The sequence below is a fragment of the Erythrobacter sp. S259 genome, assembly GCF_057364965.1.
In genome coordinates, this window is sequence record NZ_CP200286.1 from 616,962 (window position 1) to 633,618 (window position 16,657).

The following is a 16,657-nucleotide window of genomic DNA, read 5'->3' on the forward strand; positions in this document are numbered from 1 at the left end:
TCGTAAGCCCAACTCTGGGACTGGGCCAATGAACGACCAAACGCACAAACAAATCGTATTTGAACAAAATGAAAAGTCGAAAGGGACCGCCTATCTCCTTTGGCTTTTGTTCGGCTGGCTGGGTGTGCACCGCTTTTATGCTGGCAAGACAGGCTCTGGACTTGCGCAATTGCTCCTGTCGCTTTCCGTCGTTGGTTTTGTGGTCACATTTTTCTGGTGGCTGATTGATGCGTTTTTGATCCCTGAGATGATCAATGAACACAATCTCAAGACGATTGATATGATCTATGGGACCGAGCCGCCCAAGTCCGGGCCGCAAGAAGCACCGCGCGAGCTGCTCAGCGAAACAGATAGCCGGCGCCAAGCGATGCTCGATGATCTGAAGCAGACCGGCTACCGCAAAGAGCGCCGCGATCCGCTTTCGAAGCTGTATCGGTAAGCCAAACCTAGATCGGGCGCGCAAGCGCTCGCAAGGGTGACCACCCGTCCGCAGCGGGGGCAGCTTGTCTGCCCGTCTAGCGAGGAGGTGCCCGCGGATGCGGGTGCCCAAACTAAAACGCCCCGAACGTCCAGCCCTCTGTCCACGCGATCTCTGCGGTGAGCGCTCGCGGTTCCCAGCGTCTTTCCTCGCTCGCAGCCTTGCGCAGCCATGCGGCGGTGAGGAGCGCATCGGACGAGTGGTCGTCGATCTCGCCTACTTCATCCACTGGCGGGCAGCCAAGCGCCTCAAGCGCTGCGTTGAGGTCGGCGTACGTCAGCAATTTGGTGCGCGATCCGCTTTTTGCCGCCGCCTCACGCGAGGCGAGGCCGGTGTAAATTTCGCACAGCATAGAGCCGCCTTTGTGCACCCGCTTCTCGGGAACCTTGTCCATCGGCCACACCGGCAAATGTCCGCGCAATTGGTGCAGCATACGCATGCCAGTGAGCGAACTTTTGCCCACTTGCGCTGCGCCCACGAGGTTGAAATTGCTCACCGGACGGCATTTCTGGCGCCACTGCGCAATCTCGGCTTCGCGAAATCGTCCCTGCTTGCTGATGGCATCGGGGAGGTGGAAGTGCTCGCCTTCATCGTTCTTGCCGTGGCGGAAATATTTGCGCGCATCAGGGTGAGTGACAAAGCTGTTTGCGCCCAAATGCGGCTCGGCATCGCAGACCGCGTCGATCATCGCCCAGAGTTTCTTGGCGTGGCTGGGGCTGCGGTCCCAACCGGGGAAGAACGCGCCGCAATCGTTGAAGGGCAGCGAGATCCCCAGATCAATTCCCACAAGCGTGTTGACCGGCAGATCATCGCGCAAGATTTCCAATACGTCTTGCCGCGAAAATCCGCCTTTTGGGGGCTCGACCAGCACCGGCGCTTCACCGGCCTTGGTCGCCAGCGCTAAGGCAATGCCCTTGTGGCGATTACCCTTGGCACCTGACCAATCAATGGCGAGGAAGTGATCCCATTCCCTCATGCGTCTTTGCGTCCTACCGCTTCGCTATTTGAGGACGAGCGCTCCTCGCGAAGCCTGTTCCAATAGTCGATGCGCTCTTTCACCTTGCGTTCAAAGCCGCGCTCCACCGGTTCGTAGAAGGTTTGCGGAGGCAGTTCGTCCGGCCAATAATTGTCGCCGGAAAAGCCGTCTTCCGCCTCGTGATCGTAGGAATACCCTTTACCGTATCCAATATCTTTCATCAGCGCGGTCGGCGCGTTGAGGATATTGGCAGGCGGCATCAAGCTTCCCGTCTCGCGTGCAGCTTTGAAGGCAGATTTTTGCGCGGCATAGGCAGCGTTCGATTTGGGAGCGGTGGCGCAGTAGAGGCAGGCTTGCACAATGGCGAGTTCGCCTTCGGGGCTGCCCAGGAATTGGTAGGCGTCTTTTGCAGCGAGGCACTGCGTGAGCGCCCCCGGGTCAGCGAGGCCAATATCTTCGCTCGCAAAACGCACTAGACGGCGCAGCACATAGAGCGGCTCTTCCCCAGCGGTCAGCATACGCGCCATGTAATAGAGCGAGGCCTGCGGATCGGACCCGCGCAGCGCTTTGTGCAGCGCGCTGATCAAATTGTAATGCCCGTCGCGGTCTTTGTCATAGACGGCGACGCGGCGTTGGAGGAAGGTGCTGAGAGCTTTAGGATCAAGCGCATCGGGAAGCTTGGCATTATAGAGCGTTTCTGCCTGCCCCAGAAGAAAGCGCCCGTCGCCGTCTGCGCTTGCGATCAAAGCGGCGCGTGCGTCATCGGTGAGGGGGAGGGGCCTTCCAAGCCTTCCGCTCTGGTAAGCAGCGCGCCCAAGGCCTCATGCCCCAAACGCTCAAGGATGAGCACCTGCGCGCGGCTTAGAAGCGCAGCGTTCAATGCAAAGCTGGGGTTTTCTGTGGTCGCGCCCACCAATGTGACGGTCCCGCGTTCCACGAATGGCAGAAACCCATCTTGCTGCGCGCGGTTGAAGCGGTGGATTTCGTCCACGAACAGCAGTGTCTTCTGGCCAGCGCTCGCCATCTTGTCTGCTTCGGCAAAGGCTTTCTTGAGGTCAGCGACACCTGAAAACACAGCGCTTATCGACTGGAACCGCATGCCAACACTGGCAGCGAGCAATCTCGCAATGCTGGTTTTGCCGGTGCCAGGCGGTCCCCAAAGGATCATGCTCGCAAGCTTGCCCGCCGCCACCATTCGTCCAATCGCGCCCTCAGGGCCGGTAAGGTGTTCCTGTCCGATAACCTCGGCAAGCATGCGCGGGCGCAGACGGTCGGCAAGAGGGGCATCGCCGTGCACGCTCTTATCCGGCTCCGCGCCAGTCTCGCCAGCAACACCTTGCGGCAGGTCGTCTTCAAACAAATCAGCCATTCGCAGACCCGCATAAGGCGTTCGTCGGGAAATGCCACTTTGATAGCGGGTCCTTCTTGAAGTGATAGATCAAAGATATATCTTAAGTCATGTAAGAAATATCTGGAGAAGAGAAATGTCTTGGAACTCTGAGCGCGGCGGCTGGGAAAAGTTTGGTCCTATGCTCGCGATGATGGCGGCATCTGCGACCGCCGATTGGCAAAATGGGGAGCGCCGTGCGCGCCGCGAATCCAATCGTCAGGCCAATCGACGAGCCAAAGAAAGCGCGAATGATTGGCATGATGGTCCCAAACGCCGCCAGCGCCGGGGCCGGATGTTCGGCACGGGCGAACTGCGTCTCGCATTGCTGGCACTGATCGCACGCGAACCGCGTCACGGATATGAGCTTATCCGCGCTATCGAAGATATGACCGGCGGCAGCTATGCGCCGTCACCGGGCGCCGTATACCCGACGCTGCAAATGCTCGAAGAAGAGGGCATGATTAAGCCTGCAAAGGCCAAGGCCAGCGGTGAAGATGGCGGCAGTAAGAAGCCTTTCAAAGCCACTAAGCATGGCAAGGCGGAGCTGGAAAGCCGCGCGGATGAAGTCGCCGATTTGATGGAGCGCCTTGGCGAACACGGCGAGCGGACCGAGAAGATCAAGGAGAAATCACCCGATCTTTTCCGCGCGATGAGCAATCTTGGCACGGTCCTCAAAAACCGGGCGAAAGCGGGTAAGCTCAATCAGACCGTCATGAATGAAATCGTCGATATCATTGATGAGGTCGCCAAGCGTATTGAGCGCATGTGATCCGGCGATGTTGCTGAAGCCATTTGCCGGCCTGCCGCCCGTGCTGTTTGTCTTCGCACGGCGTCAGGAGGCGAGGGGCGCGCTCAGATAATTACGCCTTTGCAAGGGCTACGGCCTCTGCCTCCTGCAGCGCGCGGCGCTCCTCGACAAGCCTGATGTAGGTGTCGGCGACAATGCTGTTGATTGCCTCCCAGCTGTATTCAAGGCTGCGTTTTTCGCCCGCGGCCCCGTGGGCAAGGCGCAAAGCTTCATCTGTGCAATAGGGCGCGATCGCTTCGGCCAATGATTCGCTGCACGGCGTTTGTGAACCTTTTTTGCCTATGAGCGGGACAAGCCGTCCGGTCTGTCCATCGGTGACAAGGCTGGAGGCACCGGTTGCGCCTGCCGCCACAACGGGGAGCCCTGAGGCCATGGCTTCCAATGTCACATTGCCAAAGGTTTCGGTGACGCTGGGGTTGAAGAAAATGTCACCGCTTGCAAGCGCCTGGCCAAGGTCTGCGCCTGTTTTGAACCCTGCAAATATGCCTCCGGGAAGCGCGCCTTCGAACCATTCGCGCGCGGGGCCATCGCCGATCACAAGGACTTTGTGGGGCACTTGGCGTTTGCGCAAATTGATGATGGTATCGGCAAAAACGTCGAGCCCTTTTTCCATCACAAGCCGGCCAAGGTAGACAATCGCCACGTCATCGTCCGCGAGTCCGATAGAGCGCCGCCATTCCATATCGCGTTTCTCAGATGCAAACACCGTGCGGTCGACGCCGCGCGTCCACAAGCTGATATCGTTGTGCATTCCCATCGCCAGAAGCTCGTCAATCATGCTTTGCGAAGGGGCCACAAGAGCATCGCAGCTGTTGTAGAACCGCTTGAGCATTCTGATGATAAACGGCTCAAGGAAAGCCAGATTATAATAGCGCGGGTAGGTCTCAAACCTTGTGTGGACAGAAGATATCACCGGAATATCGTATTCCTGCGCCCACCTAAGCGCGGCGTGGCCTGCCGGGTCCGGCGAGGCGATGTGCACGATGTTGGGCTCAAACCTTACCAGATCGCGTTTGACTTTGCTCCCCAGCCACAGCGGCAATCGGTATTCCCCGCGCCCTTTCACAGGCATTCGCACATTGGGCACATGGATAAGATCGCCCGTGGGGGCAAAGTCTGGCTCGGTCACAGTCGGCGCATAGGCGCGCACCTTCGCACCCTTGCCAAGCAAGGTTGCCACCAGGCGATTAAGCGCCTGATTCGCCCCGTCGCGGGTGTAATTGTAGTTGCCGCTGAAAAGGGCAATTCGGAGATCAGAAGGTTGCATGGGAAACTTTATGTAAGCGATTCATCGGCGCGTTACCACATTCCACCATTTGCGCACTAATGTTCATTGACTTGTTTTGCGGTGTCTCTAAATGCAGCTCCGGGCCACGCGGTCCCAACGCCGCGCGAGCTCTCTGTAAGGAGAGAATACATGACTGACTACGCACGTGGGCTCTTGCACGAGCCGCCGCTCAAACCTGAGCGTCCACAATTTTCCTCCGGTCCTACGGTTAAATTCCTAGGCTGGTCCCTCGACAAACTGAAAACAGATTCGCTCGGTCGCTCGCACCGTTCAGCGCTTGCCAAAGGCCGCCTGAAATATGCGATTGATCTGACGCGCGAACTGCTTGGCGTGCCGGATGATTACCTCATCGGCATCATGCCAGCATCCGACACGGGCGCTTTGGAAGCGGCCATGTGGAATATGCTTGATCCTGCGCGCCCGGCATCGGTCGCTGCGTGGGAAAGCTTTGGCAATGTCTGGATTCAGGATGCTGTAAAGCAGCTCAAACTGCCAAACCTGCAAACGCTTACCGCCGATTATGGTGAGATCCCCGATCTTGCCACCATTCCGCAGGACAATGACGTTGTCTTCACCTGGAACGGCACCACATCAGGCGCAATGATCCCTGACACCGATTGGTTGGAGCCGGGCCGTAAGGGCATCACGATTAATGATGCGACCTCTGCCATCTTCGCGATGGAAATGGATTGGGCCAAGCTCGATGCCACAACCTTCTCTTGGCAGAAGGTTATGGGTTCAGAGGCTCAGCACGGCATGCTCATCCTCTCGCCCAAGGCGGTTGAGCGGATTGAGGGCTATGACCCTGATTGGCCGCTGCCTAAACTCTTCCGCTTGAAAAAAGGTGACAAGATCAACAAGGGCATCTTCGAAGGTGCGACGATCAACACGCCGTCACTGCTGGCGACTGAGGATTATATCGCGGCGCTGGAGTGGGCGAAGTCCATCGGCGGGCGCGAGGCTCTGTTTGAACGGGCGAACACCAACGCTGACATCGTCAAGAACTGGATCGAAGCCAAACCGTGGCTGAAAAACATGGTCGCAGACCCTGCCAAGCGCACCAATACCGGCGTTTGTATGCAATTCACTGGTGATTGGTACGAGGGTCTGTCTGCTGAAGATCAGGCAGCGGTGCCCAAGAAAATCGTCAAGATGCTCGAGGAGCGTCACGTTGGCTATGATTTTAATGGCTACCGTGATGCACCTCCCAGCCTGCGGATCTGGTGCGGCGGCACGCTTGAAGCAGAAGACATCTCGCGTCTGCTGCCATGGATCGAGTGGGCTTTTGAGGCCGTCAAGAACGGTTGAATGCTCCCGGCACCGTCATCCTGAACTCGTTTCAGGATAACCCTTCATTCTAGGCGCTCAGCCGCCAGTGTTATGCTGAAACAAGTTCAGCATGACGATGATTTGATTGGATTTTCCAATGACAAAACCCAAAGTACTTATTTCCGACAAGATGGACCCGAACGCAGCCCGCATTTTTGAAGAGCGCGGCTGTGACGTGGACGTGATCACGGGCGAGAGCCCCGACGAGCTGAAAGCGCGCATTGGCGAATATCACGGCCTTGCGATCCGTTCTTCAACTACGGTGACCAAGGAAATCCTTGATGCTGCAACCAATCTCAAAGTGATTGGCCGCGCAGGGATCGGCGTTGACAATGTTGATATCCCGTATGCTTCTGGCCGGGGCGTCGTCGTGATGAACACGCCTTTTGGCAACTCGATCACCACGGCTGAGCACGCGATTGCGATGATGATGGCGCTTGCCCGTCAAATTCCGGCAGCAAACACTGGTACGCAGGCGGGCACATGGCCCAAGAAGGACTTCATGGGCGTTGAGGTCACCGGCAAGACCTTTGGCCTGATCGGCGCTGGCAATATCGGTTCGATCGCCGCCAGCCGTGCACAAGGTCTCAAGATGAAAGTGATCGCATATGATCCCTTCCTCACCGAAGACCGCGCGGTTGAACTCGGCATTGAGAAGGTCGATCTCGATACGCTTTTGCAACGGGCTGATTTCGTGTCACTTCACACCCCGCTCACCGATGAGACCCGCAACATCCTCAGCCGTGAACGCCTCGAAGGCGCGCGTCCTGGTATCCGCATCATCAACTGTGCACGCGGCGGCCTCATCGACGAGGCGGCTCTTAAAGACTGCCTCGAAAGCGGCCATGTTGCTGGCGCTGCGCTGGACGTTTTTGCGCAAGAACCGGCGAAGGAAAACCCGCTGTTCGGTGCGCCAAACTTCATTTGTACGCCTCACCTCGGGGCCTCGACCACCGAGGCGCAGGTCAATGTTGCGCTGCAAGTGGCAGAGCAGCTTAGCGACTACCTCGTCAATGGCGGCGTCACCAATGCGCTCAACATGCCTTCTCTCAGCGCCGAGGAAGCGCCCAAGCTCAAGCCTTACATGGCTCTTGCCGAGAAGCTGGGGTCGCTCGTAGGGCAGCTCGCCCACGGCAATCTGACCAAGATCAGTATCGAACGCGAAGGGGCAGCCGCGGAGCTGAATGGCAAACCGATCACCGGCGCGGTTCTCGCAGGCTTCATGCGCCGCTATTCCGATACGGTGAACATGGTCAATGCGCCATACCTTGCCAAAGAGCGCGGGCTCGAAGTCAGCGAAATCCGCCAGAACCGTGACGGCGCGTTTAACACACTCATCCGCGTTTCGGTTGAGACCGACCAGGGCACGCGTTCGGTTGCAGGCACGCTGTTCGGCAATGAAGCGCCGCGTCTGGTCGAGATTTTCGGGATCGGTATCGAGGCAGAACTGAGCGGCCACATGCTCTATGTCGTCAATGACGATAAGCCGGGCTTCATCGGCCGGATCGGTTCGCTTCTGGGAGATCATGGCATTAACATCGGCACCTTTAACCTTGGCAGGCGCGATGCTGGCGATGAAGCGGTGCTGCTGCTCAGCCTTGATGAGGCGCTCGCGCCGCAACTCGTTGCAGAGGCCGAAGGCCTTGAAGGCGTGAAGCTGGTCAAGGGTCTATCCTTCTAACCAAGCCACTGAACCGTTCGTGCTGAGCCCTTCGGCGGGCTCAGGGGAGCCTTGTCGAAGGGCCGCACTTCTTTTAGCAGGCGCAATTGTCGGGCAGGCGCTTCGACAGGCTCAGCACGAACGGAAATTTTGAACCAGTGACCAAAAACACAGACCTCCTGCCCGAAGGCCTCGAAGATCACCTGCCGCAAAGCGCTGGGCAGATTACCACTGCGATGCGTGCCTGTTTGGATGCGCTGGATGCTCATGGGTATGACCGGGTTCGCCCGCCTTTGCTGGAGTTTCAAAGCTCGCTTGCCAGCCGGATGGAGGGTGTTCGAACGCGCAAAATGTTCCGGATGATTGACCCGGTAAGCCTGCGCACACTCGCCCTTCGCAGTGACATCACCCCGCAAATCGGACGCATCGCTGCGACCAGCATGAAAGACGCCCCGCGCCCGCTGCGGCTTGCCTATTGCGGTGATACAGCGCTGATCAAGGCGAGCCAGCTCAACCCCGCGCGCGGGCGGCTGCAATTGGGCGCAGAGCTGATCGGGGCAGACACCGCAGAGGCAGCAGCCGAGAGCGTTCTGACCGCAATCGCCGCGCTTCAGGCCGCTGGCATTTCCGGCATTTCGGTCGACTTTACGATGCCCGATTTGGTTACGACTTTGGCGCAGGGCGATGCTTCCCTTGATGCCGAGACCACTGATGCCATTCGGCGTGAACTTGATACCAAGGATGCAGGCGGTCTGAAGGCCGTTGGCGGAGAAGCGTTTCTCCCGCTTCTTTATGCAGCAGGCCCGGTTGATAAGGCGCTGGATGCCTTGCGCGAATTTGATCGGGAGGGCGCGTTGACCTCCCGTCTTGAAGGGCTTGCCGCGATTGCCGAGCGCGCCGGCACGCACGCGCGCATCACGCTTGATCCGACAGAGCGGCACGGGTTTGAATACCAAAGCTGGTTTGGCTTTACCTTATATGCCGAAGGGCCTGGTGAAGCATCGGGTGGAGCATCGGGTCGAGCATCGGGCGGAGCTATTGGACGGGGCGGGACGTACCAAATTGGCGGCACCGATGAACCTGCCTGTGGCTTTACGCTGTATCTGAATGCGCTTGCGCAAATCGCGCCTCAGCCTGAGCCTGCGCGTATGGTCTTCCTTCCCTTTGGCTATGACCCGGCGATTGCCGCGCGTCTGCGCCAAGACGGATGGCGCACCAAAGCGCAGCTGAGTGAAAGTGATGATCCTGAAGCGCTGGGCTGCACCGATATCCTTGAAATCGGGAAGCCGGCGCCTCTTTAAGGCTGCGCAAACACGGATTTCAGAAACACATCGACCGCCTCGGTTTGAGCAGCGCCGGAGGGCGTGCCCATTTCCCTCTTCATCCGGCTGTGATCAGTGCCGGGGACCGCGGCCGCCTCTGCACTGGCACCTTGCGCATTCAGAGCATTGGCAAGAGCCTGCGACTGCTGAGTGCTTGCACCGCGCTCGGCCACATGCAGGACGAGCCAATTGGGCGCATCCTGGCCTCCCACATGCGTCAAGGGGGAAAGGGCCGCTTGTCGTTGGGGGTCAACTCCAAACGCCTGATTATAGATTTGCCAGCGCCTTGGATCGGCTGCGTCCATAGACGCCGCCACATCATATCCCGCACCATCCAGCAAAATGACGCCTTTAACTGCGGTGAACGCATCGCCTGCATATTGCGGGTCAGTGCCAACAAGGGCCGCAAGGTGCGCGCCCGCGCTGTGCCCCATCAAGACAACACGTTTCGGATCAATGCCAAGTGCGCTGGCTTGGCCAACAAGCGCCTGAAGCGCTGCGCCGATATCGGAGGCTTGTTCCTCGACGGTCGCGTTTGGCACCAGACGATAGCCTGTTGAGGCAAATATATAGTCTGATGCGGTGAAATGGGCCGGTTTTGACTGAACAGAACGGCTGTCTCCCATCGTCCAGCCGCCTCCGTGCACGAACAGGATTACAGGCAGGTCATCCACGGCGTGCGCCGGGGCATAGATGTCGATCTTTTGCCGCGGATGCTCACCAAAGATGACAGAGCCGGTTGTGCGAGCAGGGGGTTGATAGGCGGTTTGAGAGCCTTCGCGGCCTTTCCTCTGATTGCCGCGCCGTTCGTCTACCCTTGCGCGCAATTGCTCAGCGCATTTATCCGAAAGCTCGCTGAACCGTTCGCGCAGGCATTCGCGCGTCTGGCTTCGATCCCGGCTACCGCGATCATCGGAACAAAGTTTGCGCACTTCTTGGCGACATTCGCGCGGCAGGCGATTTTGCTGCTCAGCCAGAATCGGGACTGAGGCGAAACCTGCGATCAGTCCTGCGGCCACAATGCGCCCCATAAGCTTAGATCGGCTCGATGCGAAAACGTCAGGCATGATGTGCTCCTTAAGTGGGGGAATAGGGCAGTGGGTGCGAACCGAAACGGGGGTGAGCCAGTTGTAGCGCGTCTTTGCGCAAATGCAGGTCGCAAATTGTATCAGATTGCAAGGCTGTGTCGCATTATCCATGCTCTCGGCCCATCAAACCAGCAGCGCGGCGATCAAGCTGTCATTCAGTCACAAACTTAGATATACCGTTTGTCTTTGGTAATAGTTTTGCGTGCACGGTGGAATTTATGGTCACTCTTCGAGCATCCCTGATGGCTTCATTGGCGATAATTGCTGTTTCTGCAAATCCCGCTCATGCTGCCGTTGATGAATATTCGATAGAGCCCTCTCAGCGCATGCAGATCAATCTTGATGTCTGTTCGCTTGAAAGCCAGCTGGCGGTGCGGGGGGATAGCGGCACGGACCTTGATTTCGAAGTGACCGCGCCGGGAGGCGAGAACCTGTATTCTGACGATGGCATTGACGATTATATCAGCCTTGTTCTCCAGAACGACAGCGGTGAGTGCGTGCAATTTGCGCTTTCCGTGTCCAATCTGGGTGATCAAAAGAACGATTTTACTGTGATGCTCGAACCGGTTGTATCCAGCACAACGCGCGTGAAGAAATACCTTGTTCAGGGCAACACCACCGAGAAATATGAATTCAAAGCCTGCGGTACGGCTGCAAGAGTAAGCGCGCGCGGCGATGGTGATACCGACCTCGACTTCGTCATCCGCAATTCGGACGGCGGGATCGTTCATGAGGATGATGGCACCACCGATACGATGGTGGCCGAGCTCGCAGGGCTGCTGGCCGATTGCGAGACCTTCGAACTTGAAGTCACCAATTTGGGCAGCATTTACAACGCAATGATGCTTGTGGTGAAGCCTGAGGGGGCTGATCCTGCTGAGTTCGCAGGAACCGCACCCACCACAAGTTTGGCGTCAACGTCTGCGACGACTGATGCTGGCGATAGCCCGCGCACTGTGGCAGCGGAGGAAAGCGGGCCGGGTCAATACACTGCGGCTGCCAAGACCCAGCTTGTGGTCGATCTTCCCGTGTGCGGCGTGCGCCGTCTTGAAGTGCGCGGGAATGGCGCAAGCGATCTGGACTTCGCCGTTTTTGATGCGGGCGGGGATGAAGTGCATGTGGATGCGGATCTTTCTGATGTGACGTTCAAAACGCTCGAGCCCAGCGGCGATTGCGAGACCTACAACCTCACCGTCAATAATATCGGCCATACGGACAATGCGTTTGAAATCGCTCTGATTGATCCGGCAACACGCATCGGCGATATTGGCGAAGGCGAATATTGGATTGATGCCGGTTCATTGACCAAGGTCGCGCTTCAGGTCTGCGCGCCCACCTATATCCGCGCGGCTGGAGGCGGGGGCACGGACCTTGATTTTGACGTAACCGATGCCTCGGGAACGTCGGTCCACTCCAACAACGACCTTACCGACAAAACACAATTCGCCATCGACCCACAGGGCAAATGCAAGGACTACCAAATCAGCGTCAGCAATCTTGGTGAAGACAAGAATATGCTGACGATCAATTTTGCGAATGACGGCTCTGACGGCGACCCCAGGAAACGCGCGGGGCCGCTTGTCGCAGGCCCGGTGGGACCGACTTCTGGTATCGCGCGCCCCGGCGACGTGGCAGGTTTTCGCAAAGGGATGGGGGGCGAGAATGCTGACCCGAACCGCAATATTTCGCTTTTGAACAACACAGGCGAGGCGCTGACCAGCCTGTATTGGTCCAATTCGGCGACCATGGGCTGGGGCGATAATAAACTTGGCGATGCAGCCTTGGCCCGCAATCAGCAGTGGAACATCGAAGTGACCGATGGCTCGAACGCTTGCCTCTTTGATTTCCGCGCGATCACCGCGAGCGAGCGCGAGATTGAGGTGGGGCAAGTGAATGTGTGCGATCAAAGCGCGGTTGCCTTCGAATAAAGGCGGCATTGGACGCGACTGCGCGCTTGCCCTTGCGGCGCTGAGCGCTTAGTGCCGCGCGCGAAAAAGACCGAATTTCCCACTAAAGAAAGCTTGAAAGTTCATGGCCAACGTCACCGTGATTGGCGCCCAGTGGGGCGATGAGGGCAAAGGCAAAATCGTCGATTGGCTTGCAAGCCGAGCGGATGCCGTTGTGCGCTTTCAGGGTGGGCATAACGCTGGCCACACGCTGGTCATTGATGGCGAAGTTTATAAACTTTCGCTGCTTCCCTCCGGCATCGTTTCAGGCACGATGAGTATGATCGGAAACGGGGTTGTGTTGGACCCATGGGCGCTTCGCGATGAGATTGCAAAGCTTGAAAGCCAGGGGGTTGAGATCACCGCTGACAACCTTGCGGTGGCTGACAATTGCCCGCTGATCTTGCCGCTTCACCGAGACCTTGATGGCTTGCGCGAAACGGCTGCGGGTCAGGGCAAGATTGGCACCACCGGACGCGGCATTGGCCCTGCTTATGAAGACAAGGTGGGAAGGCGCGCGATCCGCGTATGTGACCTGGCGCATCTTGATGCTCTTGAGCCGCAACTGGACCGCCTTTGCGCCCACCACGACGCGCTTCGTGCTGGCTTTGATCAGCCGCCCGTTGACCGGGCAGCACTGTTGGAGGAATTGCGCGAGGTTGCGCCATTTGTGCTTCGCTTTGCACAGCCGGTTTGGAAGCGCCTCAAAAAGGTCCGCAAGGCAGGCGCGAAGATCCTGTTCGAAGGCGCGCAAGGGGTGCTTCTTGATGTGGATCACGGCACCTATCCCTTCGTCACCAGCTCCAACACCGTTAGCGGCACAGCGGCGAGCGGAAGCGGGCTTGGTCCCAATTCAACCGGCTTCGTGCTCGGCATCGTTAAAGCCTACACCACGCGCGTGGGCAGCGGACCTTTCCCCACTGAGCTTGGTGATGAAATCGGGCAGGGCATTGGCGAGCGCGGCCATGAGTTTGGCACAGTCACAGGGCGTCAGCGGCGCGTGGGGTGGTTTGATGCCGTTCTCGTGCGGCAAACCTGCTCGGTATCGGGTGTGACCGGCATTGCGCTTACCAAGATCGACGTGCTCGACGGGCTGGAGACGGTCAAGATTTGCACCGGCTATCGCTTGCACGGCAATGTCTACGACTACTTGCCAAGCCACGCCGCCGATCAGGCCGCGGTTGAACCCATTTATGAAGAGATGGAAGGCTGGAGCGAAAGCACCGTTGGTGCGCGCTCCTATGCCGATCTGCCTGCCAATGCGATCAAATATATTCAGCGCGTTCAAGAGCTGATCGAGTGCCCTGTGGCGCTTGTCTCAACCAGCCCTGAGCGCGACGATACGATCCTCATGCGCGATCCATTTGAGGACTAGGCTTGGAGACTAGGCCTAAGGACTAACTTGAGGGCGGGCAAACCTCACAAGTAAAAGAGTCCTTAGCTGGGACATGCGCTAACGACCCCAATTGCGGCGTTCTTCGATGCAGCATACACTGCTCGCATCATGAAACGGATACTCGCTCTCTTTTTGACCTTGCTGTTGGCCTCGTGCGCCGGTTCTGACCGAAGCGGAGCGGCAGGCTCTGCTGCCAGAGCTGACGATCCCGGCGCGCGCGGCTATGAAACCACCACGCCGCGCGCCTCGGGCCGTTCCGCATCACGGTCAATCCCCCGCTCAAACCGGTCCTCTTATGGTCCAATCGCCGACTATCTGATCGTCGACAAGTCAGAACGGCTTTTGGTCGCCTATGAAGATGGCAAGCCCATTCGCGCCTATCGCGGGCTTCAGTTTGGCGATGCGCCGATGGGACACAAACGCTTTCAGGGTGATGAGCGGACACCAGAAGGCGTCTACCGCATTGATTGGCGTAACCCGCAAAGTTCCTATCATCTCTCGCTGCGCATCTCTTATCCCAACCAAAACGACCGCGCATTCGCCTCGCAATATGGGCGCTCGCCGGGCGGAGATATCTTCATCCATGGACAGCCCAATGGCTTGCAACGAGGACGCATGCCCGGGGATTGGACCGATGGGTGCATCGCGCTCTCCAATGAAGAGATCGCAGAACTCTGGCGCATTGTGCCTGATGGCACACCCATCGAAATCCGGCCCTAATCCTCGCGCGTTCTTTCTTCAGACAAAAGCGCAACCTGCACCTGCAAGCGTTTAATTTCGCGCAAGATTGTCAGCATATTCATACGCGCAAACATCCATTCCTTGGCAAAACCCATAAGCACGATGAGTGTCAGCCCGCCAATCGCCCACAGAGCATGCACAAGGGGATTTTCGGTTGAGTGCGCCACCTGATAGAGCACGAACAAAAGCACCATTCCCAGCGCAAAGGTAAAGCCAAAAATCAGCTTGGCCCATCCGCCCATTGGTCCCTGCCAGCTATCGCCAATCTGCTGGAACATCCCGCGATCACCTTCCAGCTTGGTCAAGAACGCATAATCGTCCTCGTCTAATGCCTCAGTGATCTTGTCATCTATATCGGCCATGGTTTTCTCCTTTTAGAAACGGTCGTCGGGTTAAGGGGTCAGTATGCGTTTGAGCTGTTGCCGGGCGTGGAAAATACGGCTTTTGGCGGTGCCGTGCGGAATGCCTTGGACCTCGGCGATTTCGCGCAATGTGAGCCCTTCGACAAAGTGCAGATGTGCCGCCACGCGGTGCTCTGGCGTCAGCCTTTCAAAGGCTTGAGCGATGGCAGCGCGCTCACTTACACTTTCCGCAGCAGCGCTCTGCGCTTCGCTATGATGCTGCTCTAAAGCGCTGCGTTCGCGCAAGGTTTTGCGAATGTGATCGGACCCGCGCCGATGCAGAACAGCAAAGGCATATGCACGAAACCGCCTCGGGTCTTTGAGCCGCGAAAGGCCTTTGAAAATTGCCAGCCAGCACTCCTGCGCCAAATCGAGCGCCGCCTCATCGCTCATCCCATAACGTCGCGCGGCGCGGGCCAGTTTGGGGGCCCAGCGACGGTACAACCGCTCCACAGCGCGCCGCTCGCCCGCCTTCGCCATCATGACCAGCCATTCGTCATACAGCGCGGCGGCGGTTGCCGAGTCGTTCTGGGGAGAAGGAGGGGCGGTTTTCATTACTGGAGTAGTCGCCTGGAACTGCCAATTTGTTCAAACTTTGTCTGAAAAAACTGGTGCATAGCGAGTAATCTTGACTTGATCACTATTTGTTCTAATCTTGTTCCACTCCAACTTGACGCCAATAGGGGGGCTAGTCGATGTTCTGTTCTGACGAAACTACCGAAGACTTTTCTTATGATTGCGCGCACGACGCCTCGGGCTTGCCCGCGCGCGTTGCGATTTACGCCGACCGGGCCAGCATGCGCAGTGAGATTGAGGAGGATTTGTCCGGTGCGGGGTTTCGCGCGATTGAGGCGGGCGCGCTGACTGATCTGCTTGATGGGCCGATAAGGCTGCTGGGTGATGTGGTGATGGTGGACTGCCCGCAGGTGGAGCCTGCAACGCTCGCAGCGCTCATGCGGCTTGATATGCGCATCGCGCGGGCAGGGGCGCATCTGATTGTCACAACGTCGCTGGAGGCGTTGGAAAGCGTGTTCAGCGCGCTTGATCAATCGCACCCGCAAATCCTGGTTGGGCCAAGCCGCGCCGAACGCTTGGTGGCGGTGGGAAGAACACTTTCGCAGATCGGCAATTCGCGGGTGCGCGAAATGACTGAAGAAGACCGGCTAAGCCTGCTGTATCTCTCGCGTCAGGTGGATGCGATTGCGCATGAACTTGACAAGCTGTCGGGGCCTCATGGGCAGTCAGCGTCTGCGGCTGCATTGCAAGGTGCGGCGGACCGGGCCGCTGAATTGACCGTTCTGTCCAATGCGCCTGTGGGCGAGGATTGCATCGGTTATGCGCTTCCGGACCCAAAAACGGTGCGCGGATTGATTGCAAGACGCCAAGCAAGGGCCAAGTATTTCGAAGGAGAGCTGTTTGCTGATCCTGCGTGGGATATGCTCCTCGACCTGACCGCTGCCGAGGCGGAGAAACAGCGGGTTTCGGTGACGAGCCTGTGTATTGCCGCCATGGTTCCTGCCACCACTGCGCTGCGCTGGATCAAACAGCTTGTCGATAGCGGCGTGTTTGAACGCAGGGCCGACCCCAGCGACAAGCGGCGCGCGTTTATTGCGCTTACCGATCAATCGCGTCAGGCGATGGCGCGCTATTTCGCCCAAGTTGAAACGCCGTTGCAGCAGGCTGCTTGAGGCGGGGTGACCTGATTAAAGTACACATTAAGCCTTCCCTCGGTGCGAGCCCAATCCATCCCCAACCTGCGGGCTCGCACCAAACCTTTTGATACAGCTCGGCTAATGGCCTGATACTTACGGCTTACGGCTTACGACTTATGGCT

General features: G+C 58.0%; 14 protein-coding genes and 1 pseudogene. 9 read left to right on the forward strand and 6 right to left on the reverse strand.

Features of this window, described 5'->3' with window-relative positions:
• Window positions 1-28 precede the first annotated feature (28 nt).
• Window positions 29-439, forward strand: a complete 411-nt coding sequence (locus tag AC0V60_RS02810; protein ID WP_486177036.1) for a TM2 domain-containing protein — start codon at window positions 29-31, stop codon at window positions 437-439.
• 112 nt (window positions 440-551) lie between these two features.
• On the opposite strand, the gene AC0V60_RS02815 is transcribed toward AC0V60_RS02810, so the two are convergent.
• Window positions 552-1,454, reverse strand: coding sequence for a hypothetical protein (locus AC0V60_RS02815; protein WP_486177037.1), 903 nt, complete (start codon window positions 1,452-1,454; stop codon window positions 552-554).
• A pseudogene (locus AC0V60_RS02820) lies at window positions 1,451-2,823 on the reverse strand (replication-associated recombination protein A). The gene AC0V60_RS02815 and the pseudogene AC0V60_RS02820 overlap by 4 nt, the downstream one beginning before the upstream one ends.
• 115 nt (window positions 2,824-2,938) lie before the next feature.
• Between AC0V60_RS02820 and AC0V60_RS02825 the strand changes: the two are divergent.
• Complete coding sequence (locus tag AC0V60_RS02825; protein WP_486177038.1) at window positions 2,939-3,613, forward strand: PadR family transcriptional regulator; 675 nt, start codon at window positions 2,939-2,941, stop codon at window positions 3,611-3,613.
• A gap of 91 nt (window positions 3,614-3,704) precedes the next feature.
• Here AC0V60_RS02825 and AC0V60_RS02830 read toward each other — a convergent pair whose 3' ends face one another.
• Window positions 3,705-4,919, reverse strand: coding sequence for a glycosyltransferase family 4 protein (locus AC0V60_RS02830; RefSeq protein ID WP_486177039.1), 1,215 nt, complete (start codon window positions 4,917-4,919; stop codon window positions 3,705-3,707).
• A gap of 150 nt (window positions 4,920-5,069) precedes the next feature.
• On the opposite strand from AC0V60_RS02830, the gene AC0V60_RS02835 reads away from it, so the two are divergent.
• The 3 genes from AC0V60_RS02835 (at window position 5,070) to AC0V60_RS02845 (ending at window position 9,230) form a co-directional block, all read left to right on the forward strand.
• On the forward strand, window positions 5,070-6,248 hold the full coding sequence (locus AC0V60_RS02835) for a phosphoserine transaminase (RefSeq protein WP_486177040.1): 1,179 nt from the start codon (window positions 5,070-5,072) through the stop codon (window positions 6,246-6,248).
• A gap of 118 nt (window positions 6,249-6,366) precedes the next feature.
• A complete protein-coding gene (gene serA / locus AC0V60_RS02840) occupies window positions 6,367-7,950 on the forward strand; it encodes a phosphoglycerate dehydrogenase (RefSeq protein WP_486177041.1) in 1,584 nt (527 codons plus the stop codon).
• A gap of 137 nt (window positions 7,951-8,087) precedes the next feature.
• Window positions 8,088-9,230, forward strand: a complete 1,143-nt coding sequence (locus AC0V60_RS02845) for an ATP phosphoribosyltransferase regulatory subunit (RefSeq protein WP_486177042.1) — start codon at window positions 8,088-8,090, stop codon at window positions 9,228-9,230.
• On the opposite strand, the gene AC0V60_RS02850 is transcribed toward AC0V60_RS02845, so the two are convergent.
• Window positions 9,227-10,318 (reverse strand): alpha/beta hydrolase, encoded by a 1,092-nt coding sequence (locus AC0V60_RS02850; RefSeq protein WP_486177043.1) that lies wholly within the window; start codon window positions 10,316-10,318, stop codon window positions 9,227-9,229. The genes AC0V60_RS02845 and AC0V60_RS02850 overlap by 4 nt on opposite strands.
• A gap of 347 nt (window positions 10,319-10,665) precedes the next feature.
• Here AC0V60_RS02850 and AC0V60_RS02855 point away from each other — a divergent pair, with 347 nt between their 5' ends.
• The 3 genes from AC0V60_RS02855 to AC0V60_RS02865 all read left to right on the forward strand — a co-directional run bounded on the left by AC0V60_RS02855 (window position 10,666) and on the right by AC0V60_RS02865 (window position 14,401).
• A complete protein-coding gene (locus AC0V60_RS02855; RefSeq protein ID WP_486177044.1) occupies window positions 10,666-12,267 on the forward strand; it encodes a hypothetical protein in 1,602 nt (533 codons plus the stop codon).
• Window positions 12,268-12,370: 103 nt separating this feature from the next.
• Window positions 12,371-13,660, forward strand: coding sequence for an adenylosuccinate synthase (locus AC0V60_RS02860; RefSeq protein WP_486177045.1), 1,290 nt, complete (start codon window positions 12,371-12,373; stop codon window positions 13,658-13,660).
• Between the two features lie 129 nt (window positions 13,661-13,789).
• Complete coding sequence (locus AC0V60_RS02865) at window positions 13,790-14,401, forward strand: L,D-transpeptidase family protein (RefSeq protein WP_486177046.1); 612 nt, start codon at window positions 13,790-13,792, stop codon at window positions 14,399-14,401.
• Here the strand turns inward: AC0V60_RS02865 and AC0V60_RS02870 are convergent.
• Together AC0V60_RS02870 and AC0V60_RS02875 are read right to left on the reverse strand one after the other, a co-directional pair.
• Window positions 14,398-14,784: a DUF6768 family protein gene (locus AC0V60_RS02870; protein ID WP_486177047.1), complete on the reverse strand. Its 387-nt coding sequence runs from the start codon at window positions 14,782-14,784 to the stop codon at window positions 14,398-14,400. The genes AC0V60_RS02865 and AC0V60_RS02870 overlap by 4 nt on opposite strands.
• Before the next feature lie 30 nt (window positions 14,785-14,814).
• Complete coding sequence (locus tag AC0V60_RS02875; RefSeq protein ID WP_486177048.1) at window positions 14,815-15,378, reverse strand: RNA polymerase sigma factor; 564 nt, start codon at window positions 15,376-15,378, stop codon at window positions 14,815-14,817.
• 140 nt (window positions 15,379-15,518) lie between these two features.
• Between AC0V60_RS02875 and AC0V60_RS02880 the strand changes: the two genes are divergently transcribed.
• Window positions 15,519-16,511, forward strand: a complete 993-nt coding sequence (locus AC0V60_RS02880; RefSeq protein WP_486177049.1) for a MarR family transcriptional regulator — start codon at window positions 15,519-15,521, stop codon at window positions 16,509-16,511.
• Window positions 16,512-16,657: the final 146 nt, after the last annotated feature.

What these genes read in the sequence shown, in the direction of transcription:
- AC0V60_RS02835 (WP_486177040.1), top strand. Translation starts at nt 5,070, where the DNA reads ATGACTGACTACGCACGTGGGCTCTTGCACGAGCCGCCGCTCAAACCT.
- AC0V60_RS02850 (WP_486177043.1), bottom strand. Translation starts at nt 10,318, where the DNA reads ATGCCTGACGTTTTCGCATCGAGCCGATCTAAGCTTATGGGGCGCATT.
- AC0V60_RS02865 (WP_486177046.1), top strand. Translation starts at nt 13,790, where the DNA reads ATGAAACGGATACTCGCTCTCTTTTTGACCTTGCTGTTGGCCTCGTGC.
- AC0V60_RS02815 (WP_486177037.1), bottom strand. Translation starts at nt 1,454, where the DNA reads ATGAGGGAATGGGATCACTTCCTCGCCATTGATTGGTCAGGTGCCAAG.
- AC0V60_RS02830 (WP_486177039.1), bottom strand. Translation starts at nt 4,919, where the DNA reads ATGCAACCTTCTGATCTCCGAATTGCCCTTTTCAGCGGCAACTACAAT.
- AC0V60_RS02855 (WP_486177044.1), top strand. Translation starts at nt 10,666, where the DNA reads ATGCAGATCAATCTTGATGTCTGTTCGCTTGAAAGCCAGCTGGCGGTG.
- AC0V60_RS02825 (WP_486177038.1), top strand. Translation starts at nt 2,939, where the DNA reads ATGTCTTGGAACTCTGAGCGCGGCGGCTGGGAAAAGTTTGGTCCTATG.
- serA (WP_486177041.1), top strand. Translation starts at nt 6,367, where the DNA reads ATGACAAAACCCAAAGTACTTATTTCCGACAAGATGGACCCGAACGCA.
- AC0V60_RS02880 (WP_486177049.1), top strand. Translation starts at nt 15,519, where the DNA reads ATGTTCTGTTCTGACGAAACTACCGAAGACTTTTCTTATGATTGCGCG.
- AC0V60_RS02810 (WP_486177036.1), top strand. Translation starts at nt 29, where the DNA reads ATGAACGACCAAACGCACAAACAAATCGTATTTGAACAAAATGAAAAG.
- AC0V60_RS02870 (WP_486177047.1), bottom strand. Translation starts at nt 14,784, where the DNA reads ATGGCCGATATAGATGACAAGATCACTGAGGCATTAGACGAGGACGAT.
- AC0V60_RS02860 (WP_486177045.1), top strand. Translation starts at nt 12,371, where the DNA reads ATGGCCAACGTCACCGTGATTGGCGCCCAGTGGGGCGATGAGGGCAAA.
- AC0V60_RS02875 (WP_486177048.1), bottom strand. Translation starts at nt 15,378, where the DNA reads ATGAAAACCGCCCCTCCTTCTCCCCAGAACGACTCGGCAACCGCCGCC.